Source organism: Nocardia sp. NPDC059228 (assembly GCF_042754245.1).
Lineage (GTDB): Bacteria > Actinomycetota > Actinomycetes > Mycobacteriales > Mycobacteriaceae > Nocardia.
On sequence record NZ_JBHZAL010000016.1, the window covers coordinates 133568 to 156413 of the forward strand.

20 protein-coding genes are annotated in these 22846 nt (G+C 68.2%); 9 read left to right on the forward strand and 11 right to left on the reverse strand.

Features of this window, described 5'->3' with window-relative positions:
- Nucleotides 1–4: 4 nt before the first annotated feature.
- From fahA to ACFXKA_RS24325, 3 genes are all read right to left on the reverse strand, one after another.
- The gene (fahA, locus tag ACFXKA_RS24315) at nucleotides 5–1183 is read right to left on the reverse strand and encodes a fumarylacetoacetase (protein WP_354843541.1); all 1179 of its coding nucleotides are present in this window, start codon (nucleotides 1181–1183) and stop codon (nucleotides 5–7) included.
- Between the two features lie 55 nt (nucleotides 1184–1238).
- Nucleotides 1239–2444, reverse strand: coding sequence for a homogentisate 1,2-dioxygenase (locus tag ACFXKA_RS24320; RefSeq protein WP_354843544.1), 1206 nt, complete (start codon nucleotides 2442–2444; stop codon nucleotides 1239–1241).
- 69 nt (nucleotides 2445–2513) lie between these two features.
- Nucleotides 2514–3140 carry a TetR family transcriptional regulator gene (locus ACFXKA_RS24325; RefSeq protein WP_354843547.1) on the reverse strand — a complete coding sequence of 209 codons (627 nt, stop codon included), beginning with the start codon at nucleotides 3138–3140 and terminating at the stop codon, nucleotides 2514–2516.
- Nucleotides 3141–3295: 155 nt separating this feature from the next.
- Here ACFXKA_RS24325 and ACFXKA_RS24330 point away from each other — a divergent pair, with 155 nt between their 5' ends.
- Nucleotides 3296–5215, forward strand: coding sequence for an acyl-CoA dehydrogenase family protein (locus tag ACFXKA_RS24330; protein ID WP_379429025.1), 1920 nt, complete (start codon nucleotides 3296–3298; stop codon nucleotides 5213–5215).
- A 339-nt stretch (nucleotides 5216–5554) separates the two neighbouring features.
- The gene (locus tag ACFXKA_RS24335; RefSeq protein WP_379429026.1) at nucleotides 5555–7381 is read left to right on the forward strand and encodes an acyl-CoA dehydrogenase; all 1827 of its coding nucleotides are present in this window, start codon (nucleotides 5555–5557) and stop codon (nucleotides 7379–7381) included.
- A 51-nt stretch (nucleotides 7382–7432) separates the two neighbouring features.
- Here ACFXKA_RS24335 and ACFXKA_RS24340 read toward each other — a convergent pair whose 3' ends face one another.
- Nucleotides 7433–7642 (reverse strand): hypothetical protein, encoded by a 210-nt coding sequence (locus ACFXKA_RS24340; protein WP_354843554.1) that lies wholly within the window; start codon nucleotides 7640–7642, stop codon nucleotides 7433–7435.
- A 497-nt stretch (nucleotides 7643–8139) separates the two neighbouring features.
- Between ACFXKA_RS24340 and ACFXKA_RS24345 the strand changes: the two genes are divergently transcribed.
- Nucleotides 8140–8778, forward strand: coding sequence for a hypothetical protein (locus ACFXKA_RS24345; protein WP_379429027.1), 639 nt, complete (start codon nucleotides 8140–8142; stop codon nucleotides 8776–8778).
- Here ACFXKA_RS24345 and ACFXKA_RS24350 read toward each other — a convergent pair.
- The 3 genes from ACFXKA_RS24350 to ACFXKA_RS24360 are packed head-to-tail and all read right to left on the reverse strand — an operon-like array spanning nucleotide 8775 to nucleotide 11222.
- Nucleotides 8775–9590, reverse strand: a complete 816-nt coding sequence (locus ACFXKA_RS24350; RefSeq protein ID WP_379429028.1) for an exodeoxyribonuclease III — start codon at nucleotides 9588–9590, stop codon at nucleotides 8775–8777. The genes ACFXKA_RS24345 and ACFXKA_RS24350 overlap by 4 nt on opposite strands.
- Before the next feature lie 51 nt (nucleotides 9591–9641).
- The gene (locus ACFXKA_RS24355; protein WP_379429029.1) at nucleotides 9642–10592 is read right to left on the reverse strand and encodes a GNAT family N-acetyltransferase; all 951 of its coding nucleotides are present in this window, start codon (nucleotides 10590–10592) and stop codon (nucleotides 9642–9644) included.
- 6 nt (nucleotides 10593–10598) lie between these two features.
- Nucleotides 10599–11222 carry a peptide deformylase gene (locus tag ACFXKA_RS24360; RefSeq protein WP_354843566.1) on the reverse strand — a complete coding sequence of 208 codons (624 nt, stop codon included), beginning with the start codon at nucleotides 11220–11222 and terminating at the stop codon, nucleotides 10599–10601.
- A gap of 228 nt (nucleotides 11223–11450) precedes the next feature.
- On the opposite strand from ACFXKA_RS24360, the gene ACFXKA_RS24365 reads away from it, so the two are divergent.
- From ACFXKA_RS24365 to ACFXKA_RS24385, 5 genes are all read left to right on the forward strand, one after another.
- Nucleotides 11451–11768 carry a DUF3263 domain-containing protein gene (locus ACFXKA_RS24365; protein ID WP_364619725.1) on the forward strand — a complete coding sequence of 106 codons (318 nt, stop codon included), beginning with the start codon at nucleotides 11451–11453 and terminating at the stop codon, nucleotides 11766–11768.
- A 91-nt stretch (nucleotides 11769–11859) separates the two neighbouring features.
- The gene (locus ACFXKA_RS24370; RefSeq protein WP_354843572.1) at nucleotides 11860–12426 is read left to right on the forward strand and encodes a LytR C-terminal domain-containing protein; all 567 of its coding nucleotides are present in this window, start codon (nucleotides 11860–11862) and stop codon (nucleotides 12424–12426) included.
- A gap of 218 nt (nucleotides 12427–12644) precedes the next feature.
- Nucleotides 12645–13310, forward strand: coding sequence for a superoxide dismutase family protein (locus ACFXKA_RS24375; protein ID WP_379429030.1), 666 nt, complete (start codon nucleotides 12645–12647; stop codon nucleotides 13308–13310).
- A gap of 18 nt (nucleotides 13311–13328) precedes the next feature.
- Entirely contained in the window at nucleotides 13329–14477 is a 1149-nt protein-coding gene (locus tag ACFXKA_RS24380) for a glutamate--cysteine ligase (RefSeq protein WP_379429031.1), read from the forward strand.
- A gap of 184 nt (nucleotides 14478–14661) precedes the next feature.
- Entirely contained in the window at nucleotides 14662–16023 is a 1362-nt protein-coding gene (locus ACFXKA_RS24385) for a DUF5933 domain-containing protein (RefSeq protein ID WP_379429032.1), read from the forward strand.
- Nucleotides 16024–16045: 22 nt separating this feature from the next.
- Here the strand turns inward: ACFXKA_RS24385 and ACFXKA_RS24390 are convergent, their stop codons facing one another.
- The 4 genes from ACFXKA_RS24390 to ACFXKA_RS24405 all read right to left on the reverse strand — a co-directional run bounded on the left by ACFXKA_RS24390 (nucleotide 16046) and on the right by ACFXKA_RS24405 (nucleotide 21496).
- Nucleotides 16046–17383, reverse strand: coding sequence for a hypothetical protein (locus ACFXKA_RS24390; RefSeq protein WP_379429033.1), 1338 nt, complete (start codon nucleotides 17381–17383; stop codon nucleotides 16046–16048).
- A 150-nt stretch (nucleotides 17384–17533) separates the two neighbouring features.
- On the reverse strand, nucleotides 17534–19792 hold the full coding sequence (locus tag ACFXKA_RS24395; protein WP_379429034.1) for an AAA family ATPase: 2259 nt from the start codon (nucleotides 19790–19792) through the stop codon (nucleotides 17534–17536).
- A gap of 70 nt (nucleotides 19793–19862) precedes the next feature.
- Nucleotides 19863–20783 carry a CDP-diacylglycerol--serine O-phosphatidyltransferase gene (gene pssA / locus ACFXKA_RS24400; RefSeq protein WP_354843585.1) on the reverse strand — a complete coding sequence of 307 codons (921 nt, stop codon included), beginning with the start codon at nucleotides 20781–20783 and terminating at the stop codon, nucleotides 19863–19865.
- Nucleotides 20780–21496, reverse strand: a complete 717-nt coding sequence (locus ACFXKA_RS24405; RefSeq protein WP_354843658.1) for a phosphatidylserine decarboxylase — start codon at nucleotides 21494–21496, stop codon at nucleotides 20780–20782. The genes pssA and ACFXKA_RS24405 overlap by 4 nt, the downstream gene beginning before the upstream one ends.
- Before the next feature lie 292 nt (nucleotides 21497–21788).
- Here ACFXKA_RS24405 and ACFXKA_RS24410 point away from each other — a divergent pair, with 292 nt between their 5' ends.
- On the forward strand, nucleotides 21789–22817 hold the full coding sequence (locus tag ACFXKA_RS24410; protein ID WP_354843588.1) for a beta-ketoacyl-ACP synthase III: 1029 nt from the start codon (nucleotides 21789–21791) through the stop codon (nucleotides 22815–22817).
- The last annotated feature ends 29 nt before the right edge of the window (nucleotides 22818–22846 follow it).

The window sequence follows — 22846 nt, forward strand, 5'->3', positions numbered from 1 at the left end:
GCTATCACTCGGCCTTCGCGATGCGCCCGCGCACCTCACCCAACTCCAGGTGACCACCCCCGATGGCGGGTGCGGTGGCCGTGATGACCACCTCGTCGCCGTCCTGCAGGAAGGTCCGCTGAACCCCGTTCAACTCGATCGGTTCGGTACCGCCCCAGCTCATTTCCATCAGCGACCCGCGCTCGCCACGATCGGCCCCCGAGATGGTGCCGGAGGCGAACAGGTCGCCGGTGCGGGTCGACGCGCCGTTGACCGTCAGATGCGCGAGCATCTGCGGCCCCGACCAATACATACGCCGGAACGGGGGAGTGGAGATCACCTGGCCGTTCCACTCGACGGTCAGCGTGATGTCCAGTCCCCAGGACGTGTCGTCCCGCAGATATGGCAACGGCGCCGGATGCTGGGGCGGCAGCGGAATCCGCGCGGCGGCCAGCGCGTCGAGTGGAGTCACGAACGCCGACAGGCTGGTCGCGAAGGACTTGCCGAGGAACGGGCCCAGCGGTTGCCCCTCCCAGGCCTGGATATCCCGGGCCGACCAGTCGTTCACCAGCGCCACCCCGAAGACGTGCTCGGCGAACTCGCCGGTCCCGATGGGCGTACCGAGCCGCGAGCCCGCGCCCACCACGAACCCCAGTTCGGCCTCGATATCGAGGCGGCGGCTCGGCCCGAAATCCGGTGTGCCGGAATCGGTCCGGCGCTGTCCGTGCGGCCGGACGACATGCGTGCCCGACACCACCACGGTGCCCGCGCGCCCGTGATATCCCACCGGCAGGTGCCGCCAATTCGGCAGCAGTGGTTCACCGGCCGGCCGCAGCATCCGGCCCATGGCGGTGGCGTGATCGAGGCTGGCGTAGAAGTCGACGTAGTCGCCGATCTCCACCGGCAGGTCCAGCCGCACCGCCCGCACCGAATGCACCGCCGCCGCGGGCAGATCCGCGTCGGCCGCCGCGCGCACCCGCTCGCGCACCTCCCGCCAGCACTGCGGGCCCTGGGTCATGAAGGCGTTCAGGCTGGGCTGCGCGAACATCGGATCATCCAGCGCCACCGCCAGATCGATGATCGAATCGCCCAGCCGCGCCCCGACCCGCGGGTCCCCGCCCAGCGGGCGGAACACGCAGTACGGCAGGTGTTCCGGACCGAATCCGGAGCCCGCGGGCACCTCGATCCGCACCCGGCTGCTCATTTCCCCACCACCCGATCCCATGTCACCAACCCCTGCACCGTCGCACCACTCGGACTCAGATCCACTCGGACGGCCCTCGCCCCGACCAGGTCCAGGCATACCGCGCGTCCTCGCACGCCAGTGCGCCCTCACCCAGCTGCAGCGGGTGGAAGGTGTCCACCATGACCGCCAGCTCGTCGAAGAAATCGATGCCGATGCTGCGCTCGTAGGCCCCCGGCTGCGGCCCGTGCGCATACCCGCCCGGATGCACCGACACCGAGCCCTGCCCGATCCCGGATCCCTTGCGCGCCTCGTAGTTTCCGCCGCAGTAGAAGAGGATCTCGTCGGAGTCCACATTCGAGTGGTAGTAGGGGACCGGTATCGACAGCGGGTGATAGTCCACCTTGCGCGGCACGAAATTGCAGATCACGAAGTTCTGCCCCTCGAAGGCCTGATGCACCGGCGGCGGCTGATGCACGCGGCCGGTGATCGGTTCGAAGTCGGCGATATCGAAGGTGAACGGGTACAGGCAGCCGTCCCAGCCCACCACATCGAAGGGGTGGGTGGCGTACACCATGCTGGTGCCGACGATCTCACCGGCGGGACGGTGCTTGACCAGCACCTCCACGTCCTCGCCGTCGACCTGCATCAACTCTGTGGGCCCGTGCAGATCCCGCTCGCAGTAGGGCGAGTTCTCCAGGAACTGGCCGTATTTCGAGAGATACCGCTTGGGCGGAGTGATGTGGCCGGTGCCCTCGATGACATAGGCGCGCAAGGGTTCGGGGCCATCGGGAATCCAGCGGTGCGTGGTGGCGCGCGGCAGCAGCACCTGATGCCCCTGCCGCACCGGCAGGGCCCCGAAGACGGTTTCCACCCGCCCCGAACCGGATTCGATGTAGACGAGTTCGTCGCCGACGGCATTGCGGTACAGCGCCGATTCCCGCAGCGCCGCCACGTAGGAGATGCGCACATCGGCATTGCCCAGCAGCAGCCGCCGCCCGGTCACCACATCGCTGTCGGCCGGCTTGTCGCCCAGGAACAGTTCGTGCAGCTTCAGATGCCGGTGCCGCAGTGGATGATTCGGGTACAGCCGCTGCTCGGGCAGTATCCACACCGACGAATCCACAATGGCCGGAGGCAATCCCCGGTGATAGAGCAGCGAGGAATCACCGGAGAAGCCCTCTTCGCCCATCAGCTCTTCGTAATAGAGCGTGCCCCGCTCGTCCCGATGCTGCGTGTGCCGCTTGGGCGGCACCGAACCAACCTGCCGATAGAACGTCATGGCGGCCTCCCGCTGACCGATGGTCCCTTTCCCATCGTAGCCACCGGATAACGGCAGGACCCCGGATTCTCAAGCGTGGCGCAGGGCCCGATACACCGCCGCGCCGACGAACTCGCCCAGTGTGTCGGGGGTCCACTCGCCCGGATCGGTGAGCAGGGTGCGCACCGCGCCCTCACCGGCCGAGACCCACAGCTCAACCAGGGCCGGCAGCTTGCGTTCGGCCTGCGCGGTGCCCCAGGCCTTCAGGGTCGGGCGCAACCGGCGGGTGCAGCGCTCCACGGCCAGCAGCCGGCCCTTGCCGAACGAATCCGCCACGGCCGGATCGGGATTGCCGTACAGCAGGCGCCAGGTGTCGGGCCGCTGGGACACCGTGTGCAGCAGGGCGCGGAAGCCCTCCACGAAGACCGCCTCGTCGGCTTCGACCCGGCGGCGCGGCAGCGTGTCCATGACGCCCTGCACCAGATAGTCCTCCTCGCGGCGGATGAGCGCCTCGAGGAGCTCCACGCGATCGGCGAAGCAGGCGTAGACGACGGGTCGGGTGACCTTCATGCGGTCGGCCACGGCGGCGATGGTCACCGCCGCGATGCCGTCGGCGACGGCGATCTCGAGGGCGGTGTCGAGGACCTGCGGGCGACGCCGTTCGGGACCCAGATGCCGCGCGCGCTGGCGTGGTCGTATCGCCGAATCGATGCCCATGCGCACCGACGATAGCAGTGCGCGCGGGGTGGGGACCCGCTGGTCCGAGCCGGTAACAAGATCGTTTCCTACAGCAGTGCACAAAAATGCTACATTCACGAAGGAAACCACCCGGAGGAGCCGAGGACGCCCCCGGCCGGAGGAGGCGAATCCCGATGAGCCAGACCCTGTTCAATCCGAAGACCTGCGAATTCGCCGAATTCGACGACGAGACCAGGCGGCTGCTGCGTGCCACCGTCGACTACTTCGAAACCTTCGGCAAGACCAGGCTGCTGGCCGAAAGCCGGGACCGGGTCTGGTACGCGGATTTCCTGGACTTCATCAAGCGCGAACGGATCTTCGCGACCTTCCTGACCCCGGCGGCACTGGCCGGCGGCGACCCGAACAAGCGCTGGGACACCGCCCGCATCGCCATGATGAGCAAGATCCTCGGCTTCTACGGCATGCAGTACTGGTACGTGTGGCAGGTCACCATCCTCGGCCTCGGCCCGACCTGGCAGAGCGCCAATGCCGAGGCCAAGGCCCGTGCCGCCGCGCTGCTGGAATCCGGCGAGATCTTCGCCTTCGGCCTCTCCGAGAAGGAGCACGGCGCCGACATCTACTCCACCGACATGGTGCTGGAACCGAAACCGGGCGGCGGCTACACCGCCACCGGAAGCAAGCACTACATCGGCAACGGCAATCTCGCTGGCATGGTGTCGGTCTTCGGCCGCCGCGCCGACAAGCCGATCATCGACTCGTCGGACTTCCTGCGGAAGATGGCCGACGAGGAGTACTCGGGCTATCTGTTCTTCGCCGCCGACTCCCGGCACAAGAACTACAAGCTGCGCAAGAACGTCGTCGACTCCCAGATGTACGTCGCCGCTTTCGATCTCGACCGGTACCCGGTCGCCGAATCCGACATCCTGCACACCGGGCGCGCGGCCTTCGACGCCGCCATGAACACCGTCAACGTCGGCAAGTTCAATCTCGGCTTCGGTGCGGTCGGCGCGTGTGAGCACGCCATGTTCGAGGCGGTCGGCCACGCGTACAACCGAATCCTGTTCGGGCACCGGGTGACCGAGTTCCCGCAGGTGAAATCGCTATTGGCGGACAGCTACGCCCGCCTGATCGGCATGAAGCTCTACAGCGAGCGGGCCATCGACTACCTGCGTTCGGCCAATGAGAACGACCGGCGCTACCTGCTTTTCAACGCCATCGAGAAGATGTCGGTCACCCGGCACGGCCAGCGGCTGTACGAGGACCTCGCCGACGTCATCGCGGCGCGCGGCTTCGAGAACGACATGTACTTCCCGATGGCCATGGTCGGCATGTTCGGCCTGCCGCGGCTCGAGGGCACCGTCCATGTGAACATGGCCCTGTCGCTGAAGTTCATGCCCAACTTCATGTTCCACCCCGCCGACGCCGGACTCGCCGCGCTGCGCTACCTGCCGGGCGCGGGCGTCGCGCCCCAGGGCGCGGTGCGCGCGGTGTCCGCCGCGCTGAGCTGGACCAGCCGTCGTGCCGGCGGCCCGGCCGCCAAGGCGGTGCCCGCGCTGAAGAGCGAATTCGCCCGGGCCGCACACGCTCTCGTGCCCACCCGCCGCGACGCCGCCGACGACGAATTCCTGTTCCGCCAGGGCCCGAGCAGCGGCCTCGGGAAGATCCGCTTCACCGACTGGCGACCGGTCTTCGAGAAGTTCGCCCACATCCCGAATGTCGCGGTCTTCCTGGAACAGGCCCTCGCCTTCCAAACCCTGCTCGCCGCCGCCACCCCGACCGCCGCGCAGCAGCAGGACGTCGACTTCCTCTTCGCCCTCGGCGAGCTGTTCACCACGCTCCCGTACGCCCAGCTCATCCTCGAACAGGCCGAGATCGCCGGCGCCGACGAGTCGGTGCTCGACCAGCTCTTCGACCTGTTCGTCCGCGAGTTCTCCAAGCACGCCCTGACCCTGCACACCAAGCCGACCGCTACCAAGGCCCAGCAGATCCGCGCCCTGGATCTGGTCCGCCGCCCGATCGCCGACCGGTCCCGCTTCGACCGCGTATCGGCTCAGGTCGAAGCCCTGGCCGGGGTCTACGAAATGAATCCCTGACGTTGTTCCCCGCGGCCCGGCCGGCCCGGGCCGCACCTGTCACATTCGCCGGCCGTCCGCTCGGGGAGCACATGCGAGCCCGGGTTCCCGTGAATCGCGCGACCGTCACTCCGCAGCAGGCCAAGGAGCTGTACGGCCGCGGGGCCCGGTCCTGTGCATAACGGCGGGGTTAACTTTTTGGGATTTTTCCCGGTCGAACGGGGCTTTCCGGGTAAAGAGGCGTACCTACGCTTGCGTAACAGGACAGGCGTACGGCAACCTCGCCTTGATCTTCGAGACGCTCGACCAGATCTTTCGATATCGCGCGACCAGTTCAGACTCAGCCGAGGAGGCCCTTCCGTGTCCCACTACAAGGCGAACCTACGAGACATCGAGTTCAACTTGTTCGAAGTACTGGGTATCGGGGAACTGCTGGACCAGGGCGCCTACGGCGATCTGGACGCCGACACCGCGCGGGAGATGCTCGCCGAGGCGAAGCGCCTGGCGGAGGGGCCGATCGCGGAATCGTTCGTCGAGGCCGATCGCAACCCGGTCGAGTTCATTCCGGACCAGCACACCATCACCGTGCCGGAATTGCTGAAGAAGACCGTGGCCGCGGTCAACGAGGCCGGATACTCCGGTCTGGGCATGGCCGAGGAGATGGGTGGCGTGCCCGCCCCCAACGCCCTCATCTGGGGCATCCAGGAAATGCTGGTCGCCGCGAACAACTCGGCCTCGTTCTTCAACATGGGTCCGCTCATGCACAAGGTGCTCTTCGACGAGGGCACCGAGCAGCAGCAGAAGTGGGCCACCCACGCGTGGGAGAACCGCTGGGGCGGCACCATGGTGCTCACCGAGCCGGACGCCGGCTCCGATGTCGGCATGGGCCGCACCAAGGCGATCCAGCAGGCCGACGGCACCTGGCACATCGAGGGCGTGAAGCGCTTCATCTCCGGTGGCGACGTGGGCGACACCGCCGACAACATCTTCCACCTGGTGCTGGCCCGCCCCGAGGGCGCCGGCCCGGGCACCAAGGGCCTGTCGCTGTTCGTGGTGCCGCGCTTCCTGTTCGACACCGAGACCATGGAACTCGGCGCCAAGAACGGCGCGCTGGTCACCGGCGTCGAGCACAAGATGGGCATCAAGTCCTCGCCCACCTGCGAGATCACCTTCGGCGGCGACATTCCGGCAGTCGGCTACCTGGTCGGTGACAAGCACAACGGCATCGCGCAGATGTTCAAGGTCATCGAGAACGCGCGAATGATGGTGGGTACCAAGGCCACCGGCGCGCTGTCCACCGGGTACCTGAACGCCCTGGAGTACGCCAAGCAGCGCGTGCAGGGCGCGGATCTGACCCAGATGGCCGACAAGAGCGCGCCGCGCGTCACCATCACCCACCACCCGGACGTGCGTCGTTCGCTGGCCACCCAGAAGGCGTACGCCGAGGGTCTGCGCGGGCTGTACATGTACTGCGCCTCGTACCAGAACGCCGATGTGGCGCAGGCCAATTACGGGGTGGACGCCGAGCTGGCGGAGAAGGTCAACGACCTGCTGCTGCCGATCGTCAAGGGCTGCGGCTCGGACCGGGCGTACGAGAGCCTGACCGAATCGCTGCAGACCCTGGGTGGTTCCGGCTACCTGCAGGACTACCCGATCGAGCAGTACATCCGCGACTGCAAGATCGACTCGCTGTACGAGGGCACCACCGCCATCCAGGCGCAGGACTTCTTCTTCCGCAAGATCATTCGCGACAAGGGCGTGGCGCTCGCGCACGTCGCGGGCCTGATTCAGCGGTTCGTCGACGGCGGCCCGGACCAGTTCAAGATCGAGCGCGGGCTGCTCGGCGCGGCGCTGGCCGACGTGCAGGCCATGGCGGCCACCCTCACCGGCTACCTGATGGCCGCGCAGCAGCAGATCGACGAGATCTACAAGGTCGGTCTGGGTTCGGTCCGATTCCTGTACGCCGTGGGCGATCTCGTCATCTCCTGGCGACTGCTGGAGCAGGCCGCCATCGCCCAGGCGGCGCTGGACGCCGGTGCGGCCGACAAGGACAAGAACTTCTACACCGGCAAGGTCGGCGTGGCGTCCTGGTTCGCGAAGAACAAGCTGCCGCTCATCAGCGGCGTGCGCTCGGTGATCGAGAACCTCGACAACGACATCATGAAGCTGGACGAGGCCGCTTTCTGACCCACCCGCATCCCCCGGCCCCGCACCTGTTCGGTGCGGGGCCGGTTTGCTTCACGCCACCCGGCTCGCGGGTCCCCGTTCGGCGGGATCGCGACGTCGGTGCCGACCGCCCGCGGCGGTAGCAGCCACGGGGATGGGGAGCACGATGGTCGGTGCGTCCAGCACGGCGTGCAGGTGGGCGCTGAAGGCGTCGAGGCTGCCGTAGCGCGTGAGGATCTCGTCGAGTACCTGGTGCGCACTCGAGCCTGTCGGATTGTTCATCTCGCCCCTCCGAGGTCCGCCACCGGCCGGGGCCGGGTTTTGACCGGCATTCTGCACGAGATATTCGAACGCGTAGCTACTTTGAGGATAACTGTGACCTTCCGTGCCTAGAGCACTCTCGATTCGTGCCATCGGCGTGTATCTGGGCCGCTCCAGCGCCAGATTGCCCTACTGTCCGGTACGGGTGACCGGAGTGGGAACGGTGGCGGGGCTCGGGAGTGGTTATCTCGCCGCACCCCCGATTCGGATCACTCTGCCGGGGCCGTCCCCGGACGGTCCCGGAACGCGGTGCCCACGTTTCCTCAAACCCGGGTGGTGCACCGTGCGTGGAAAGTCGCTCGACGGCCGGGTGGATCAGCCCGCAGGCTCCCCGATCCACCCGGCCCCGAACGAGTTCCTGTGTGTCTTGTCGGCGAGGCGCGACTCGCCGACGTGACACGCACATTCGATGTGTGACGGCGCCGTGAAGTGTCGTCCCCAGCGGGTACAACTACGGCATGGTCTTCCCGGTTACGTTCGGCTGGATCCAGATGCTGCTGCTGGTACTCGGCATCGCGGCGATCGGATTGCTCGTCACGGCTGTTCTGAAGGCGCGCAAGGTCGGATGGCGGGCGCTGGCCGGCCGGGGCGCGGGTGCGGCCGGGCTGGTGCTCGTCGCGGTCGTGATCCTGTGGATCACCACGCTGCTGCAGACCTTCCTCGGGCTCACCGGGGAGGTGAAGGCGGCGCACATCGAGGCCAAACCCGTTGCGGGGCAAGAGCACATGATGAACGTGGAGCTGACCCTCTACGGCGACAAGGGCCACGGCGACCAGCACCAGACCTATCAGGTCGAGGGCGACCTGTGGGTACTGCAGGCCAATATCGTGGAACTCGAACCGTGGGTGAACGCGCTCGGCTTCAACTCCGGGTACAAGGTGACCCGGCTCTACGGCCAGCGGCTGGACGGCATCGCCACCAGGCAGAATCAGATCTTCCTCAATGGCAGCGACGCCGACTTCTTCCAGGACATGAAGAATCAGTCCTGGTACACAAGGCCTTTCGTGCGCTCGGCCTACGGCAACGCGGTCATCGCGGCCGCGGGCAGCTACGACGTCTTCATCTCCCGCGACGCCATCAAGAGCCGGTCCGTCTAGTCGGCGAGTTCGGCCACCACGGGCGCATGATCGCTGGCGCCCTTGCCCTTTCGCTCCTCGCGGTCCACGTTCGCCTCGGTGACCCGGGCCGACAGGGCGGGGGAGCCGAGGATGAAATCGATGCGCATGCCCTCCTTCCGGGGGAAGCGCAGCTGCGTGTAGTCCCAGTAGGTGTAGACGCCCGGGCCCAGGTGGAAGGGCCGCATCACGTCACTGAAGCCCACCTCGCCGAAGGCGTCGAAGGCGTCGCGTTCCCGGTCGGACACATGCGTCTTGCCCTCGAAGAATTCCGGCGACCACACATCCAGATCGGTCGGCGCGATATTCCAGTCACCCACCAGCGCGATCTGCGCGTCCGGATCCTCCGACAGCCACTTGCTGCCCGCACTGCGCAGGGCGGCAAGCCATTCCAGCTTGTAGGTGTAGTGCGGATCGTCCAGGGCGCGGCCATTGGGCACGTACAGGCTCCACACCCGCACCCCGCCGCAGGTCGCGCCGATCGCGCGGGACTCCACCACCGGCGCGCTGAGCAGCGATTGCCCGGCGTCCTTGTCGAATCCGGGCTGATTCGGGAAGCCGATCTCGACATCCTCGATCCCGACCCGGGAGGCGATGGCCACGCCGTTCCACTGGCTGTAGCCGACGTGCGCGACCTCGTACCCGGCCGCCTCGAAGGCCTCGAACGGGAACTGCTCGTCCTTGCACTTGGTTTCCTGCATGGCCAGCACGTCGATATCGGCGCGGTCCAGCCACGCCAGCACCCGATCCTGCCGGGTACGAATCGAATTCACGTTCCAGGTAGCGATGCGCACGAGTGGTGAACCTTTCAGAACTAGTGTCTTGCGAAAGCGAGTGGCACGCAATCAGGGCGCGGAGTACCGGTAGCGGTGGTGTTCGACGAACCCCATCTCCTGGTACAGCGCCAGCGCCGCGTCATTCTCGTCCGACACCTGCACATACGCGTGCGTGGCCCCGTGTGACTGCCCCCAGCGGATCATCTCCGCGCACACCAGCGCGCCCAGCCCGTGCCGCCGATGCCCGTTCGCCACCGCGACGCAGGTCAGCCCCGCCCAGCAGCGGCCGTCCGGGGCCGTGGTGACCGCGACCCGGCCGATGGCCAGCGGCGACTGCAACCCCAGCGTGGCGAAGGCGACCTGACCGTCGCGCACCGCCGTCAGCACCTCCACCACCGGGGTCGACCCGAGTTCGGCGTCCCCGCCGCGATGCCGGTGCATGGACAGCCAGGCCCCGTCCGGATCCGCGGTGAAGCGCACCATCGGCGGTCCGGACGGCAGCGCCATGGTCTCGATATCGACCGCCAGCACCTGGGTTTCGTTCCAGCTGCGCCAGTCCGCGGGCAGGGTGGCCAGCCGGTCGGGCAGCTGGAACTGTGCGGGCAGGCCGTGCGCGGTGTACCACTCGGCGATCCGATGCAGGGTCTCGGTGTCCATCAGGGCGGGTCCGTCCGTACCGCCCAGCGGCACAGCGGAATTCGCGCGATTGGTGTACCCGTCGCCGGCGCGCAGCAGCCAGCCGCCGATCCAGGACCGCCGCAGGCCCGGCCAGCCGTCGGCCGCGGCCGCCTCCAGGGCGCGGATCTCGCTGGTCCGAATGGGCCTGGGCCCGAGCGGTTTCCAAGCCACCACCCGATCCCAGGCGATCGACACGACCTGGCCGTCGGCGGTGCGCACGGTCAGCGGATCGGTCTCGGTGAGTTCACCGATCACATCCGTCAGCGGTTGCGGATAGCCCGCGGGCAGGCGGTAGCGAACCACCACCCGCTTACCGATCGGCGGGAGTTCGGAATCGGCCATACCCGATCAGTCGTCGAGATCGTCGTCGTCGTGTCCGAAGGGATCCGGCACGGTGCCCGGCACCCAGCTCAAACCCGGCTTGCCCCAGCCGTTTCGTTTGATGGACTTCTTGGCGGCCCGGGCATTGCGCCCGATCAGCACGTCGACATAGAGGAAGCCGTCCAGGTGCCCGGTCTCGTGCTGCAGCATGCGGGCGAAGAACCCGCGCCCCTCGATCTCGACCTGTTCGCCGTGCTCGTCGGTGCCGGTGACCTTCGCCCAGTCGGCGCGGCCGGTGGGGAACTGCTCGCCGGGTACCGACAGGCAGCCCTCCTCGTCATCATCGGGATCCGGCATGGACTCCGGGATCTCCGAGGTCTGCAGCACGGGATTCACGACGCAGCCGCGGCGGCGGACCATCTTCGCGCCGTCGGTGTCGTCCGGGCAGTCGTACACGAAGATGCGCGGCGAGACCTCGTCCTCGTCCTTGATGATGACCTGATTGGCGGCCAGGCCCACGCCATTGGCGGCGTCCATGGTCTCGTACATGTCCGCGATCAGCTCGGCCAGCTCCTCCGGGGTCTGCGTGACCGGAGTGGTCGCGCGGTGCAGAACCGGGTCGCCGACAATGCGAATCGGGAGAATAGCCATGCTGAGCAGCCTACTGGGTGGTTGCCGGGCTGCTCGAGGTGCCTGTTGCCGCCGTCCTGGGGCAGACTGACCTCGCATACTGGACGGACCCGGACCACGGCGACACGCCGAGGGGGCGTCACAGAACACGCCGATCGGTACGCATCGGGACGACTCCGCCGCGTGGTTGAATGATCGGCGACGCACAAGCACCATATTCGTCTGGTGACCACTCGGCGAGGGAGCACTATGGACAGCGCAGCGGCACGCGACATCCCCGCAAGCGAGGACGGCCCTTCCGGCGAGGATGGCGCACACGGGCTTTCCCGCCGCGAGCTCGACATTCTCGACTTCGAACGCAAGTGGTGGAAGTACGCCGGTGCGAAGGAAGAAGCCATCCGTGAGCTCTTCGACCTCTCACCCACCCGCTACTACCAGGTCCTGAACGCGGTCGTCGACAAGCCGGAGGCGCTGGCCGCCGACCCCATGCTGGTCAAACGCCTGCGCCGGCTGCGCGCCAGCCGTCAGAAGACCAGGGCCGCACGTCGTCTCGGTTTCCAGGTGTGAACCACACCCAGAATGTGAAGCAGCTTCCACAACCGCGTGCGTACGCGCTTGATCCCGCGCGGGCGCCCCATCACCCATTAGGCTCGACGCCGTGAGCAATCCGAATTCGCCGGCCGGCGGCCCGCCGCTGCGGGCCCTGGCGATGGTCCTGATCGCGCTGGCCATCGTGTTCGCCGGGCTGGGCGCGATGTCGCTGTCGAGTTCGGACTCCTCGAGCAGTAGCGCCGACTCGACCTCGCAGTCGAGCACCGTCGCGGCCACCACCACTGCGGCACAGCAGAATTCGGCCCAGGCCACCACCACCCCACCGGTCGCGCCCACCACCACCGCGGCGCTGCCCACGACCACTACCGCGACCACCACCGCGGCCGCGGGCGTCGACAAGACCCTTCCCGTACGGGTTTACAACAACGGCACCGTGCCCGGCCTGGCCAAGAAGACCGGCGACCAGCTCACCTCCGACGGGTACAACGTCACCGAGGTGGGCAACTACGCGAACGGCGTCGTACCGAAAACCACCGTGTACTACGGCAATTCGCCCAAGGAGCAGGCGCTGGCCCAGGCCATCGCCGCGCAACTGGGCTGCTCGGCCGAACCCCGATTCCCCGGAATCTCGGACTCGCCCACCGGCGTCATCGTCATCGTCACCGGTAACTGAATCGCTGTCGACAAGGCACTGAATCGGCTGTCGACAAGGCACTGAATCGCTGTCGACAAGGCACTGAATCGCAGTTGGTAAGGCACTGTCGGGTCGCTCGAAAGAAACCGTGCGGCCCCTCCACGGCACACACGCACGTCTCTGGCATCATCTTGTCCGGTACGAAGTATGTCCACCCTGCTTTCCCGATAAACTCGGACTCGTAAAGGAGTTCCCCGATGGCCTCGTCCACAACTCGTCGCCCGTCCTGGTGGACTGTTGCTCCGGTGCTCGCGGTCGCAGCCCTCGGACTCGCCGCCTGCTCCAACAGTCAGGAGTCGAGCGACGTCAAGGGAACGACCCCGCCGGTGTTCACCAGCTCGCAGGCCCCCGCCGGCACGCAGGGGACCGAGGGCGGCAATGCTCCGGAGGACTCGTCCAGCGTCACGTTGAAGGACCCCAGCGGCGGCACCGTCGGGACCGCCACCATCGCGAAGGTGGGCAACCACCTCCAGATCACCGTCGAGGCGCACGGGCTGAAGCCCGGCTTCCACGGCCTGCACGTCCACCAGGTCGGCAAGTGCGAGCCGAACTCCACCGCACCGGCGGGCGGCGCCCCCGGCGATTTCCTCTCCGCCGGTGGCCACCTGCAGGTCGGCGAACAGAACACTCACCCGGCCAGCGGTGATCTGACCTCGCTCGAGGTGCTCAAGGACGGCACCGCCAAGCTGGTCACCACCACCGACGCCTTCACCCTGGACGAGGTCAAGGGCAAGGCGCTGATCATCCACGCCGGCGCCGACAACTTCGGCAACATTCCCACCCGGTACGCGCCCGCACCGGATGCGGACACCCTCGCGACCGGCGACGCGGGTGCACGGGTCGCCTGCGGCGTCGTCGCCTGAACCCTCTCGAGGTGAGCCATGGCCGGGGCAGGCAGAACGAAGGTCCCCTTCAACTCATCGCCCCGGCACACGCTCGGCGTGGAATGGGAGGTCGCGCTCGTCGACAAGCGCACGCGCGACCTGTCCAACACCGCCGCAGCGGTTTTCGAAGCCTGCGGTGATCTGCGCGCCTGGGACGGCACCCCGCAGATCACCAAGGAACTGCTGAAGAACACCGTCGAACTCGTCTCCGGCAAGCACGACACCGTGAGCGAGGTGGTCGACGAACTGCGCGCCACCCAGGACGTCGTGCGCCGCGCCGCCGACCAGGTCGGCGTCGACCTGTTCTGCGCCGGCACCCATCCCTTCGCGCAGTGGTCCACCCAACAGCTCACGCGCAGTGCGCATTACGACGAACTCATCGAGCGCACCCAGTGGTGGGGCCGCCAGATGCTCATCTGGGGCGTGCACGTGCACGTCGGAATCTCCCACCCGGACAAGGTCTTCCCCATTCTCAACGGGCTGCTGCCGTCCTATCCGCATCTGCTGGCGCTGTCGGCCTCCTCGCCCATGTGGGCGGGCGTCGACACCGGATACGCCAGCAACCGGGCGCTCATGTTCCAGCAGCTGCCCACCGCCGGACTGCCCTTCCAGTTCGAGAACTGGGACCAGTTCGAGGGTTTCGTGCACGACCAGATGAAAACCGGTGTGATCGAACAACTCGGCGGCATGCACTGGGACATCCGGCCCGCGCCCAAGTGGGGCACCATCGAGGTCCGCGTCTGCGACGGCACCCCCACCAAGGCCGAACTGGCGGCCATCGTGGCGCTGATCCACTGCCTGGTGGTGGATCTCGACCGCCGGGTGGAATCCGGCGAGACCATGCCGGCCATCCTGCCGCCCTGGCATGTGCAGGAAAACAAGTGGCGCGCAGCGCGGTACGGGCTCGACGCCATCGTCATCACCGACGCCGACAGCAATGAGCGACTGGTCACCGACGACCTGATGGAACTGCTCAACCGGCTGGAGCCGACCGCCAAGAGCCTCGGCTGCGAGAACGAGCTCGCCATGGTCGCCGACATCCCGAAGAAGGGCGCGTCCTATCAGCGTCAGCGCCGGGTGGCCGCGACCGCGCACGGCGATCTGGTCGCGGTCGTCGATTCGCTGGTCCACGAACTCGAGTACTGAGGTCCACGAACTCGCGCATCGCGGAACCGTCTTGCACGGTTGTGATTTCGATTACGACCGGATACGTACGGTGTACGCGTGGCCAGGAGTGATACCGCGCTGACCGGGGCCTGTTCATCTGGTGAGATGGGCGGCGTTCAACTACTCACCGAGCTGGCGTTCATGCGGCGTTTACTATGGCTGGATGCTGCTCGACGATCCGTACTCCCGAATCGGCGGCGAGACACGCCGAACCGGGTTACGGATGTTGTCGCCGCGCGCCGGTCTGACGGCCGCGCTGTCGGTGGGGGCGGCGCTGCTCATCGTCCTGCAGATCGTGGCCTCGCACCACCACTTCACCGGCCCGCTGGAAAGCATCTGGGCCGACTTCGCGGGCAATGCCAAATCCTTCACCGTGCCGTGGGCCGGGCTCGGGCTCGCGCTCATCGGGCTGAGCTGGCGGCGGCGCTTCCTGGCGGTCGGCGCGGCGCTCGGCATCGACCTTGTGTACCAAGCGATTCGGACGCTGTCCGGTGGACCACTGGCCATGGGCAACGGCCCGGTCCTCGTGCTGCTCGCCCTCATCGGGCTCGCATGCTGGAAGTGGCAGGGCAAGGATCGCACCAATGCGCTGCACGCCGCCGCGCTCGGCATCCTGCTGGTGCTGTCCAGCAAGGTCGCCGATGTCTGGCTGGGCATCACCGTGCTGGCCGGGCCCCGGGTGCTCGACGAACACATCGTGCTGGTGGACCACGCCCTGGGCGACCCCTCCTGGCTGATGGGGCAGCTGCTGGACTGGCTGGGGCCCATCGCCTCCGCCGTGCTGCACTGGGTCTACATCGAACTGCCCGTCGGCGCGATGATCGTGACCATCTGGCAGCTGCGCACCGTGGCCACGACGGGGGACTGGCCCAAGCACTACCTGGTGCGCACCTTCCTGGTACTCGGTCTCATCGGCCCGGTCTTCTATGTCGTATTCCCCGTCGTCGGGCCGATGTTCGCGTTCGGCGCGGACGGGCACGTCTTCTCCCTGGGTAGCTACTGGCCCAATGTCGTGCCGCCGGTGGACCTCTCGCCGGGTTCGATCGCCTTCGACCACTACACCCCGCGCAACTGCATGCCGTCATTGCACACCGCGTGGGCGCTGTCGATCTTCATCCACTCGCGCCGCGATCCGTTCACGGGTGCGTCCGCGCCGGTCTGGCTGCGCTGGGGCGGGACCTTCTGGCTCGTCGCCACCCTGTCGGCCACCCTGGGCTTCGGCTACCACTACGGCGCGGATCTGGTGGCCGGCGCGGTGCTGTGCCTGACCATCGAATCCACCCTGCGCGCACCCGAACGCGGCTGGGATCGCACCCGCGTGCAGCTGGTGTCGGCCGGCGCCGCGCTCTTCGCCGGGCTGCTGCTGTCCTACCGGTACCTGTCGACCGGGTTCGCCGAACATCCGGTGCCCGCGGGCATCGTCGTGCTCGGCCTCTCGGCGGGTTATGTGACGGCCTTCTACCGCACCTGGTTCGGCGACGCCGTGACCACGGCCCCCGAGCTCGAATCCGCGGTGCGCGCCTGACCGTTCGCCGGTCACCTCACGGTCAGCCGGAGGTGGCCGCGCCGTTCGGAGATTCGGGCTTGGTGTCGGTCGTCGCCGGGATTCGCGGGCGACTGCGCCGCAGCAGGTAGATCCCGGCCAGACAGCCCCCGGCCACCAGCGCCGACGTCCAGCCCGGGGCCGCGGTGCTGCTGGAGCTCACCGCGCACATCGACGCGCTGCCGGCGGATTGCGTGGCGTAGTGGCCGCGCGACACATAATCGCGCATGCCCAGCACCGCCGACGGGACGAACAGCACCAGGGTCCCCAGCACCCGGCTCGGCACATAGCGCGGCCGGGTGGACAGCAGGGCGAAACCGATGAGCCAGGACACGACCGCCGCACTGCCCACGATCAGCCAGGCCCGGGTCGAATCGGCCGTGAACGCCGTGAGCACCCCGAGCGCCATGCCCGCGGCCAGGGAGACCGCAGGACCCCCGCCCCGGCTGCCCACCCACATGCCGACCGCCGAGACCGCCGCCAGCAGCGGGATCGACCAGGCCGGCAGCTCGGCAGCCACGGTCGCCGCACCCACCGCGCCCAGGCCCACCGCCAGCAGCACGATCTCGCCGTCCCGGCCCGGCAACAGCATGGCCGCGACAATGGCGGTCCCCACCGCGGTCGCCACCGCGAGGACGATGCCCGCTTGGGTGTCGCCGTGCCGGGCCAGCCATTCCGCACTGGCCAGCGTCACCAGCACCAGCACCACGCCCCCCAGGATCGGGGCCAGCGGCAGCTCCGCCGAGAGCCGTTCCTCTGCCTCGCGCTTCCGATGGGTCAGGAACCCGAAGCCGACCAGGACCAGCGCCAGCAGGAGCATCCAGATGGGCAGCACATCGCCGGCGTGCCAGTGATCGCTCGCCGTCGCCTCGATGCCGCCACCGGTCCGCGACACCGGATTCACCGAACCGAGCAGCAGGCTGATCAGAACGCCCATGGTCCAGCCGAAGGCGGGTAGCCGACGGTGCAGCACCGCCGCCCCCAGTGCGCCCAGGATCAGGCCGCCGGCCAGGGAATCGATGAAGTTCATGGTGGGCAGCGACGAATTCGGTTCGCCGGCATGGCCGAACACGTGGTTGGCCAGCAGCACCAGCAGCCCGCCGAGCGTGGTCGCCCACGCCGCCACCGGGCTGCCCAGCGTGGTGATGAGCACCGCCGCGATCATGGCGATGAGCGCGCCCGCAGACACGGCCCGGGGCAGGGTGTAGGCCAGCAGGTCCCGCTGCAGGGCCGACGTCTCCGAGGTCCAGCCGAAGTCGAGGGGCAGGGCCAGCGCCAGGCCGGCAACCGTTGCTGCGACCAGCGCCGTGATCGTCTCCGCGGCTACCTGATGCGACCTCACCTGGGCAAAATTACCGGTGATAGGCGGACCGATTGGTACGACTCGCCTACTTTGTACAGATTCGGCGCGCTACCGGCGCGCATGGCGAACGCGCCGCGAAACCATTGACGCAGCAGACTAATCGGTCTCATATGCCCTGGCGGGGAGCGTTCAGACGTAGCCGGACACGTCGCCGGGCGGAGTCGACGATTCGCGCTGGGCGGCATACAGCCGCAGGGCCTCCACCTGGACCGGATCCAGCGAGGGCCGCACCGCCTTGCGCGCGGCCCCCACATCCGCGGCCGTCACCTCCCCGGCCTCGACATCGCGGCGCATGGCGGCGAGCGCGGCCTCGCGCAGCAGCGCCGAGCAATCCGCCGCCGAGTAGCCCTCCAGCTCACGCGCCAGCCGCCGCAGATTGACATCCTTGGCCAGCGGCACGGATTTGGCGGCGGTGCCCAGGATTTCGGCGCGGGCATCGGCATCCGGCGGCGGCACGAACACCAGGCGCTCCAGGCGCCCGGGACGGGTCAGGGCCGGATCGATGAGTTCGGGCCGGTTGGTCGCACCGATCACGACCACATCCCGCAGCGGCTCGACACCGTCCAGTTCGGTCAGGAGCGCGGCGACAATGCGATCCGAGACGCCCGAATCGCTGGACTGCCCGCGCCGCGGCGCCAGCGCGTCCACCTCGTCCAGGAAGATCAGCGACGGCGCGGAATCCCGTGCGCGCTGGAACAATTCGCGCACCGCCCGCTCCGAGGAGCCGACCCACTTGTCCATCAGCTCCGCGCCCTTCACGGCGTGCACGCTCAACTGCCCCGATCCCGCCAGCGCCCGCACCAGGAAGGTCTTGCCGCACCCCGGCGGCCCGTAGAGCAGCACTCCGCGCGGTGGCTCGATACCCAGCCGCTGGAACGAATCCGGATGCTTCAGCGGCCACAGCACGGCCTCGGTGAGGGCCTGCTTGGTCTCCGCCATGTCACCGACGTCGGCGAGGCTCAGACTGCCGATGGCCAGTTCCTCGGACCCGGAACGCGACAGCGGACGGATCACCTCCAGCGCTCCGGCCAGATCCTCCTGCAGCAGCATCGGATCCGACTGCTCGCGACTGGCCCGCGCGGCCGCCCGCAGGGCCGCCTCCCGGACCAGCGCCGTCAGGTCCGCCGCGACGAAACCCGGTGTCCGCGAGGAAATCTCATCGAGCTTCAGCCCATCGGTGGGGACATTGCGCAGCAGTTGCTCCAGCAGGGCCGCGCGCACCCCCGACGTGGGCAGCGGCAGCGACACCTCCCGATCGCACAGCTCCGGAGCACGCAGCCGCGGGTCGATACCCGCCGCATTCGACGTGGTGGCCAGCACCGCGACCGTCTCCTGCGCCACGGCGGCGCGCAACTGGTCGAGAATCAGCGTGGCCACCGGTTCGGCCGGCGCCGGCAGCAGCGCGTCGATATCGGTGATCAGCAGCACTCCGCCTGCGCCGGAACAGATTTCGGCCACCTTGTCGGACACGTCGCGCAGCCTGGGCCCGATGTCGGTCGCACCGACCGCCGGACCGTCCAGCTCCACCAGCCGCCGCGATCCCGCCACGGCCCGCGCGAGCGTCGCCTTCCCGACGCCTGCCGGACCGGTGATCAGGACCCCCAGATGCGAGGACGCTCCGAGTTTCTTCAGCAGGTCCGGCTCGTCCAGCGCCAGGCTCAGCCACTCCTGCAGTTTCGCGGCCTGGGCCTGGACCCCGGCCAGATCGGCCACCGCCACCACCGACGGCGGTGGTGACCCCGGAGCGCTGACCCGGAGGTCGGTGCGGGTATCGGTATCGTCCAGGGGAGCCGCGGGCAGGTCCGTCTCGGCGACGCCGAAACCCCAGCCCACCGCGGTGTTGGTGCTGACGACCACCGGGCCGGGCTGCGGATCGACAGCCGTCACCCGCAGCAGCTCCGAGGTCCAGGCGATATTGAGGGCTCTCGAAAGCTGCTGGGCCACACCGGATCGGCTGGTCCCGGGTTTGAGATCCATCGGGCGCAGCGAGACGGCGTCCTGGATCGACACCACCTTGCCCTGCAGGGCTTGCCGCAGGGTCGTCTCGTCGATGGCGCGCATGACGTCCGGCGAGCCCGTGACCGAAATCCGGGTGGCCCGGCGCGGAATCACCTTCGCGATGGTCAGTTTCGAGCCCGCCGAGATGTGCGCGTTCGACATCGTCACCTCATCGAGCAGCGCCTCGCCGCGCCCGACGGGTTTGCCTTTCACAGGTGTCGCCACCAACGCCGAGGTCTGTCTGCCGCCGGCGATCGAGATCACGTCCCACGGATTCACACCCAGCAGCGCCAGCGAGTCCGGATGCAACCGGACCACCCCCCGCCGATCGTCGGCGGGGGAGGTGTTCAGGCGAGCGGTGAACTGGAAACCCGGCTGTGAGTCGGTCACGCCGTCAATTCTGCCCGGGCCGGCCGGCCGCCGAGCGCAGCGTCGGCGAATTGCGGCCCGGCCGTTGGTTTCAGCGCCCGGGGCGGTTCGACACCCGGTCGCGCTGACCCGGGCGGCGCAGGCGCAGCCGTGCCGTGGACACCGACACCCGTGGCACCCGCCCGGCCAGCGGGCGCTGGCGGCGTTGCGCCTTGCGCTGGGCGCGGCGCTCGGCGGGCTTGTGGTTCCAGGTCTCGGGGCGGGCCGCCACCCAGCGCGCGGAGTGCACCGCGAACGGGATGTGGCCGAGGTACAGCACGACCAGCGCCATCATCAGGATGAGCGGGTAGGTGAGCAGCAGCGCGGCGGCCAGCGCGACCAGCACCAGCAGGATGGGCGCGGTGCGCGGGGCCACCGACACCGACTTGACGGCCAGGGTGGGCAGCGTGCTCACGCACAGCAGGCCGGTCAGCACCGTCCACACCGCCACCGCCGGGAAGCTCACCCACCAGCCGTCGCCGAACTGCTCGGACAGCGCGATGGGCGTCAGCACGATGAGCGCGCCCGCCGGGGCGGGCACGCCGGTGAAGTACTCACGCTGCCAATCCGGGCGGTTGTCGTCGTCCATCAGCGTGTTGAAGCGGGCCAGCCGCAACACCATGCAGACCGCGAACATCAGCGCCAGGATCCAGCCGATGCTGTCGGCGTGCAGGAAGGTCACGTAGAGCACCAGGGCGGGCGTGACGCCGAACGCGATGGCGTCCGACAGCGAATCCAGCTCCGCGCCCATCTTGGTGGTGGCGTCCAGCATGCGGGCGATGCGCCCGTCCAGCATGTCGAAGACCGCGGCCGCGCCGACCAGCGCCAGCGCGATCCCCAGCTTGCCCTCCATGCCGAACTTCACCGCGGACAGGCCCGAGCACAGTCCCAGGATGGTCACCATGCTCGGCAGCAGTCGGATGGTGCGGTTACGGCGACGCCCGTTCGGTTCGGGCGCGAGTTGTTCCATCATGAATCCAGTTCGGCCAGCACCGTTTCCGCACCGACGGTGCGCTGCCCCGGGGTGACCAGCAGCCTGGTCCCGGCCGGGAAGTAGGTATCCACGCGCGAACCGAACCGGATCAGGCCGTAGGTGTCGCCGATGTTCAGCTTGTCGCCGGCCTCGGCCTCGCAGATGATGCGGCGCGCCAGCAGCCCGGCGATCTGCACCACCACCACGCGCTGCCCGGAGGCGGTCTCGATGACCATGCTGTTGCGTTCGTTGCGGTCGCTGGCCTCGGGCAGATCGGCGGAGACGAACGTGCCCTTCTGGTAGGCGACCTGTTCCACCAGGCCACTCACCGGCACCCGCTGCACGTGCACGTCCAGCACCGACAGGAAGATGCTCACCCGCGGCAGCGGCGCGTCGCCCAGGCCGAGTTCGGCCGGCGGCACCGCGGTGTCGACCAGGGCGACCTCGCCGTCGGCGGGGGCCACCACGACACCGGGACGGTTCGGCGGCACCCGGTGCGGGTGCCGGAAGAATCCGGCGCAGGCCGCGGCTGCCAGCAAACCTGTGCGGCGCAGCCACTTCCGCCGATAGCCGAGGGTGGCCACCGCCAGCGGTGCGGCCACGAACGGCAGACCTGCCGGATGCAGCGGCGGAACGGCTTTACGGACCAGGTCGGCGACGTGGCCGAGGCCGGTCTGTTCCGGAGTGCCGGGCGGGGTGGGTCGGCGGGCCACAGGCTCCTCTTTCATGCGCGGATAGATACGGTCAGGGACCGCGATCACACGATACGTGAAGTGGGTTCGACGCTCGCGTTCTCGGTGACCGAACACCCGCGGCCGGCCTCCCGGACCGGAGATGCGGCACCCGGCAATGACCCCTCGATTGTGATCAGTAGCACTGGCATGAGAGGCTATCGCGATTAAGATGAGGGAGCCTCATGTCTGCGGCATTGTGGGTCCGCGGGGGGTGAGGAACCCGATGAAGGTCACGTTCGACGCGCGGTACGCAGTACATAGGAGAGAACCAATGTCTGCTCGAATTGCTTCGATCAACGGGGCAGAGCACACGGCCATGCTCGGGCTCGGTGTGTACCGGCCGGAGCGAATCGTCACCAATGACGAGGTGGCGGGGCCCATAGATTCCAGTGACGAGTGGATCCGGACACGTTCCGGCATCCGCAACAGACGCTTCGCCTCTCCCGAGGAGACGATCGTCAGCATGAGCGTCGCAGCTGCCCGCGACGCCATAGAAGCAGCGGAGATCGACGCGGATCAGATCGATTGCGTCATCGTCGCAACGTCCACCTGGCTACTGCTCACGCCCGCCGCGGGCCCGCAGATCGCCACTGCGCTCGGTTTGAACAATGTGGCCGCCTTCGATGTCTCGGCCGGTTGCGCCGGCTTCTGCCACGGGGTCGCCATGGCGTCGGATCTGGTGAAGGGCGGCACCGCCCGGCACGTGCTGGTCATCGGCGTGGAAAAGCTGACGGACACGGTCAATCCGAGGGATCGTGGCACCGCCTTCCTCTTCGCCGACGGCGCCGGCGCGGTGGTGATCGGCCCCTCCAGCGAACCGGCCATCGGCCCGACCGTCTGGGGATCGGACGGCACCCAGCATCACGCCATCCGACAGGACAAGGACTGGCTGCAGTTCTTCAACGAGATCGACGAGAAGGGCCTCGATGCTGTCCGGCCCTACCTCGCCATGGAGGGAACGGCTGTCTTCCGCTGGGCCGCACACTCTTTGGAGCAGGTGTGCCGCGAGGCCATCGAGCGGGCGGGCCTGACCACGGACGATCTGGACGCGATGGTCCCGCATCAGGCCAACGGTCGCATCATCGAGATCATGGCGCGGGTGCTGAAGCTCCCCGAGCGGTGCGCCCTGGCCAATGACATCGAGGAGGCCGGCAATACCTCGGCGGCCTCGATCCCGCTGGCCATGGAGGCCATGATGCGCGCGGGCGACGCCAAACCCGGCGGCATCGCACTGCTGATCGCCTTCGGTGCGGGGTTGTCCTGGGCGGCGCAGGTGGTCCAGCTGCCGAACTGGAAGTGAGCGCCGCTGCGCGCCGCCACCCGACGGCG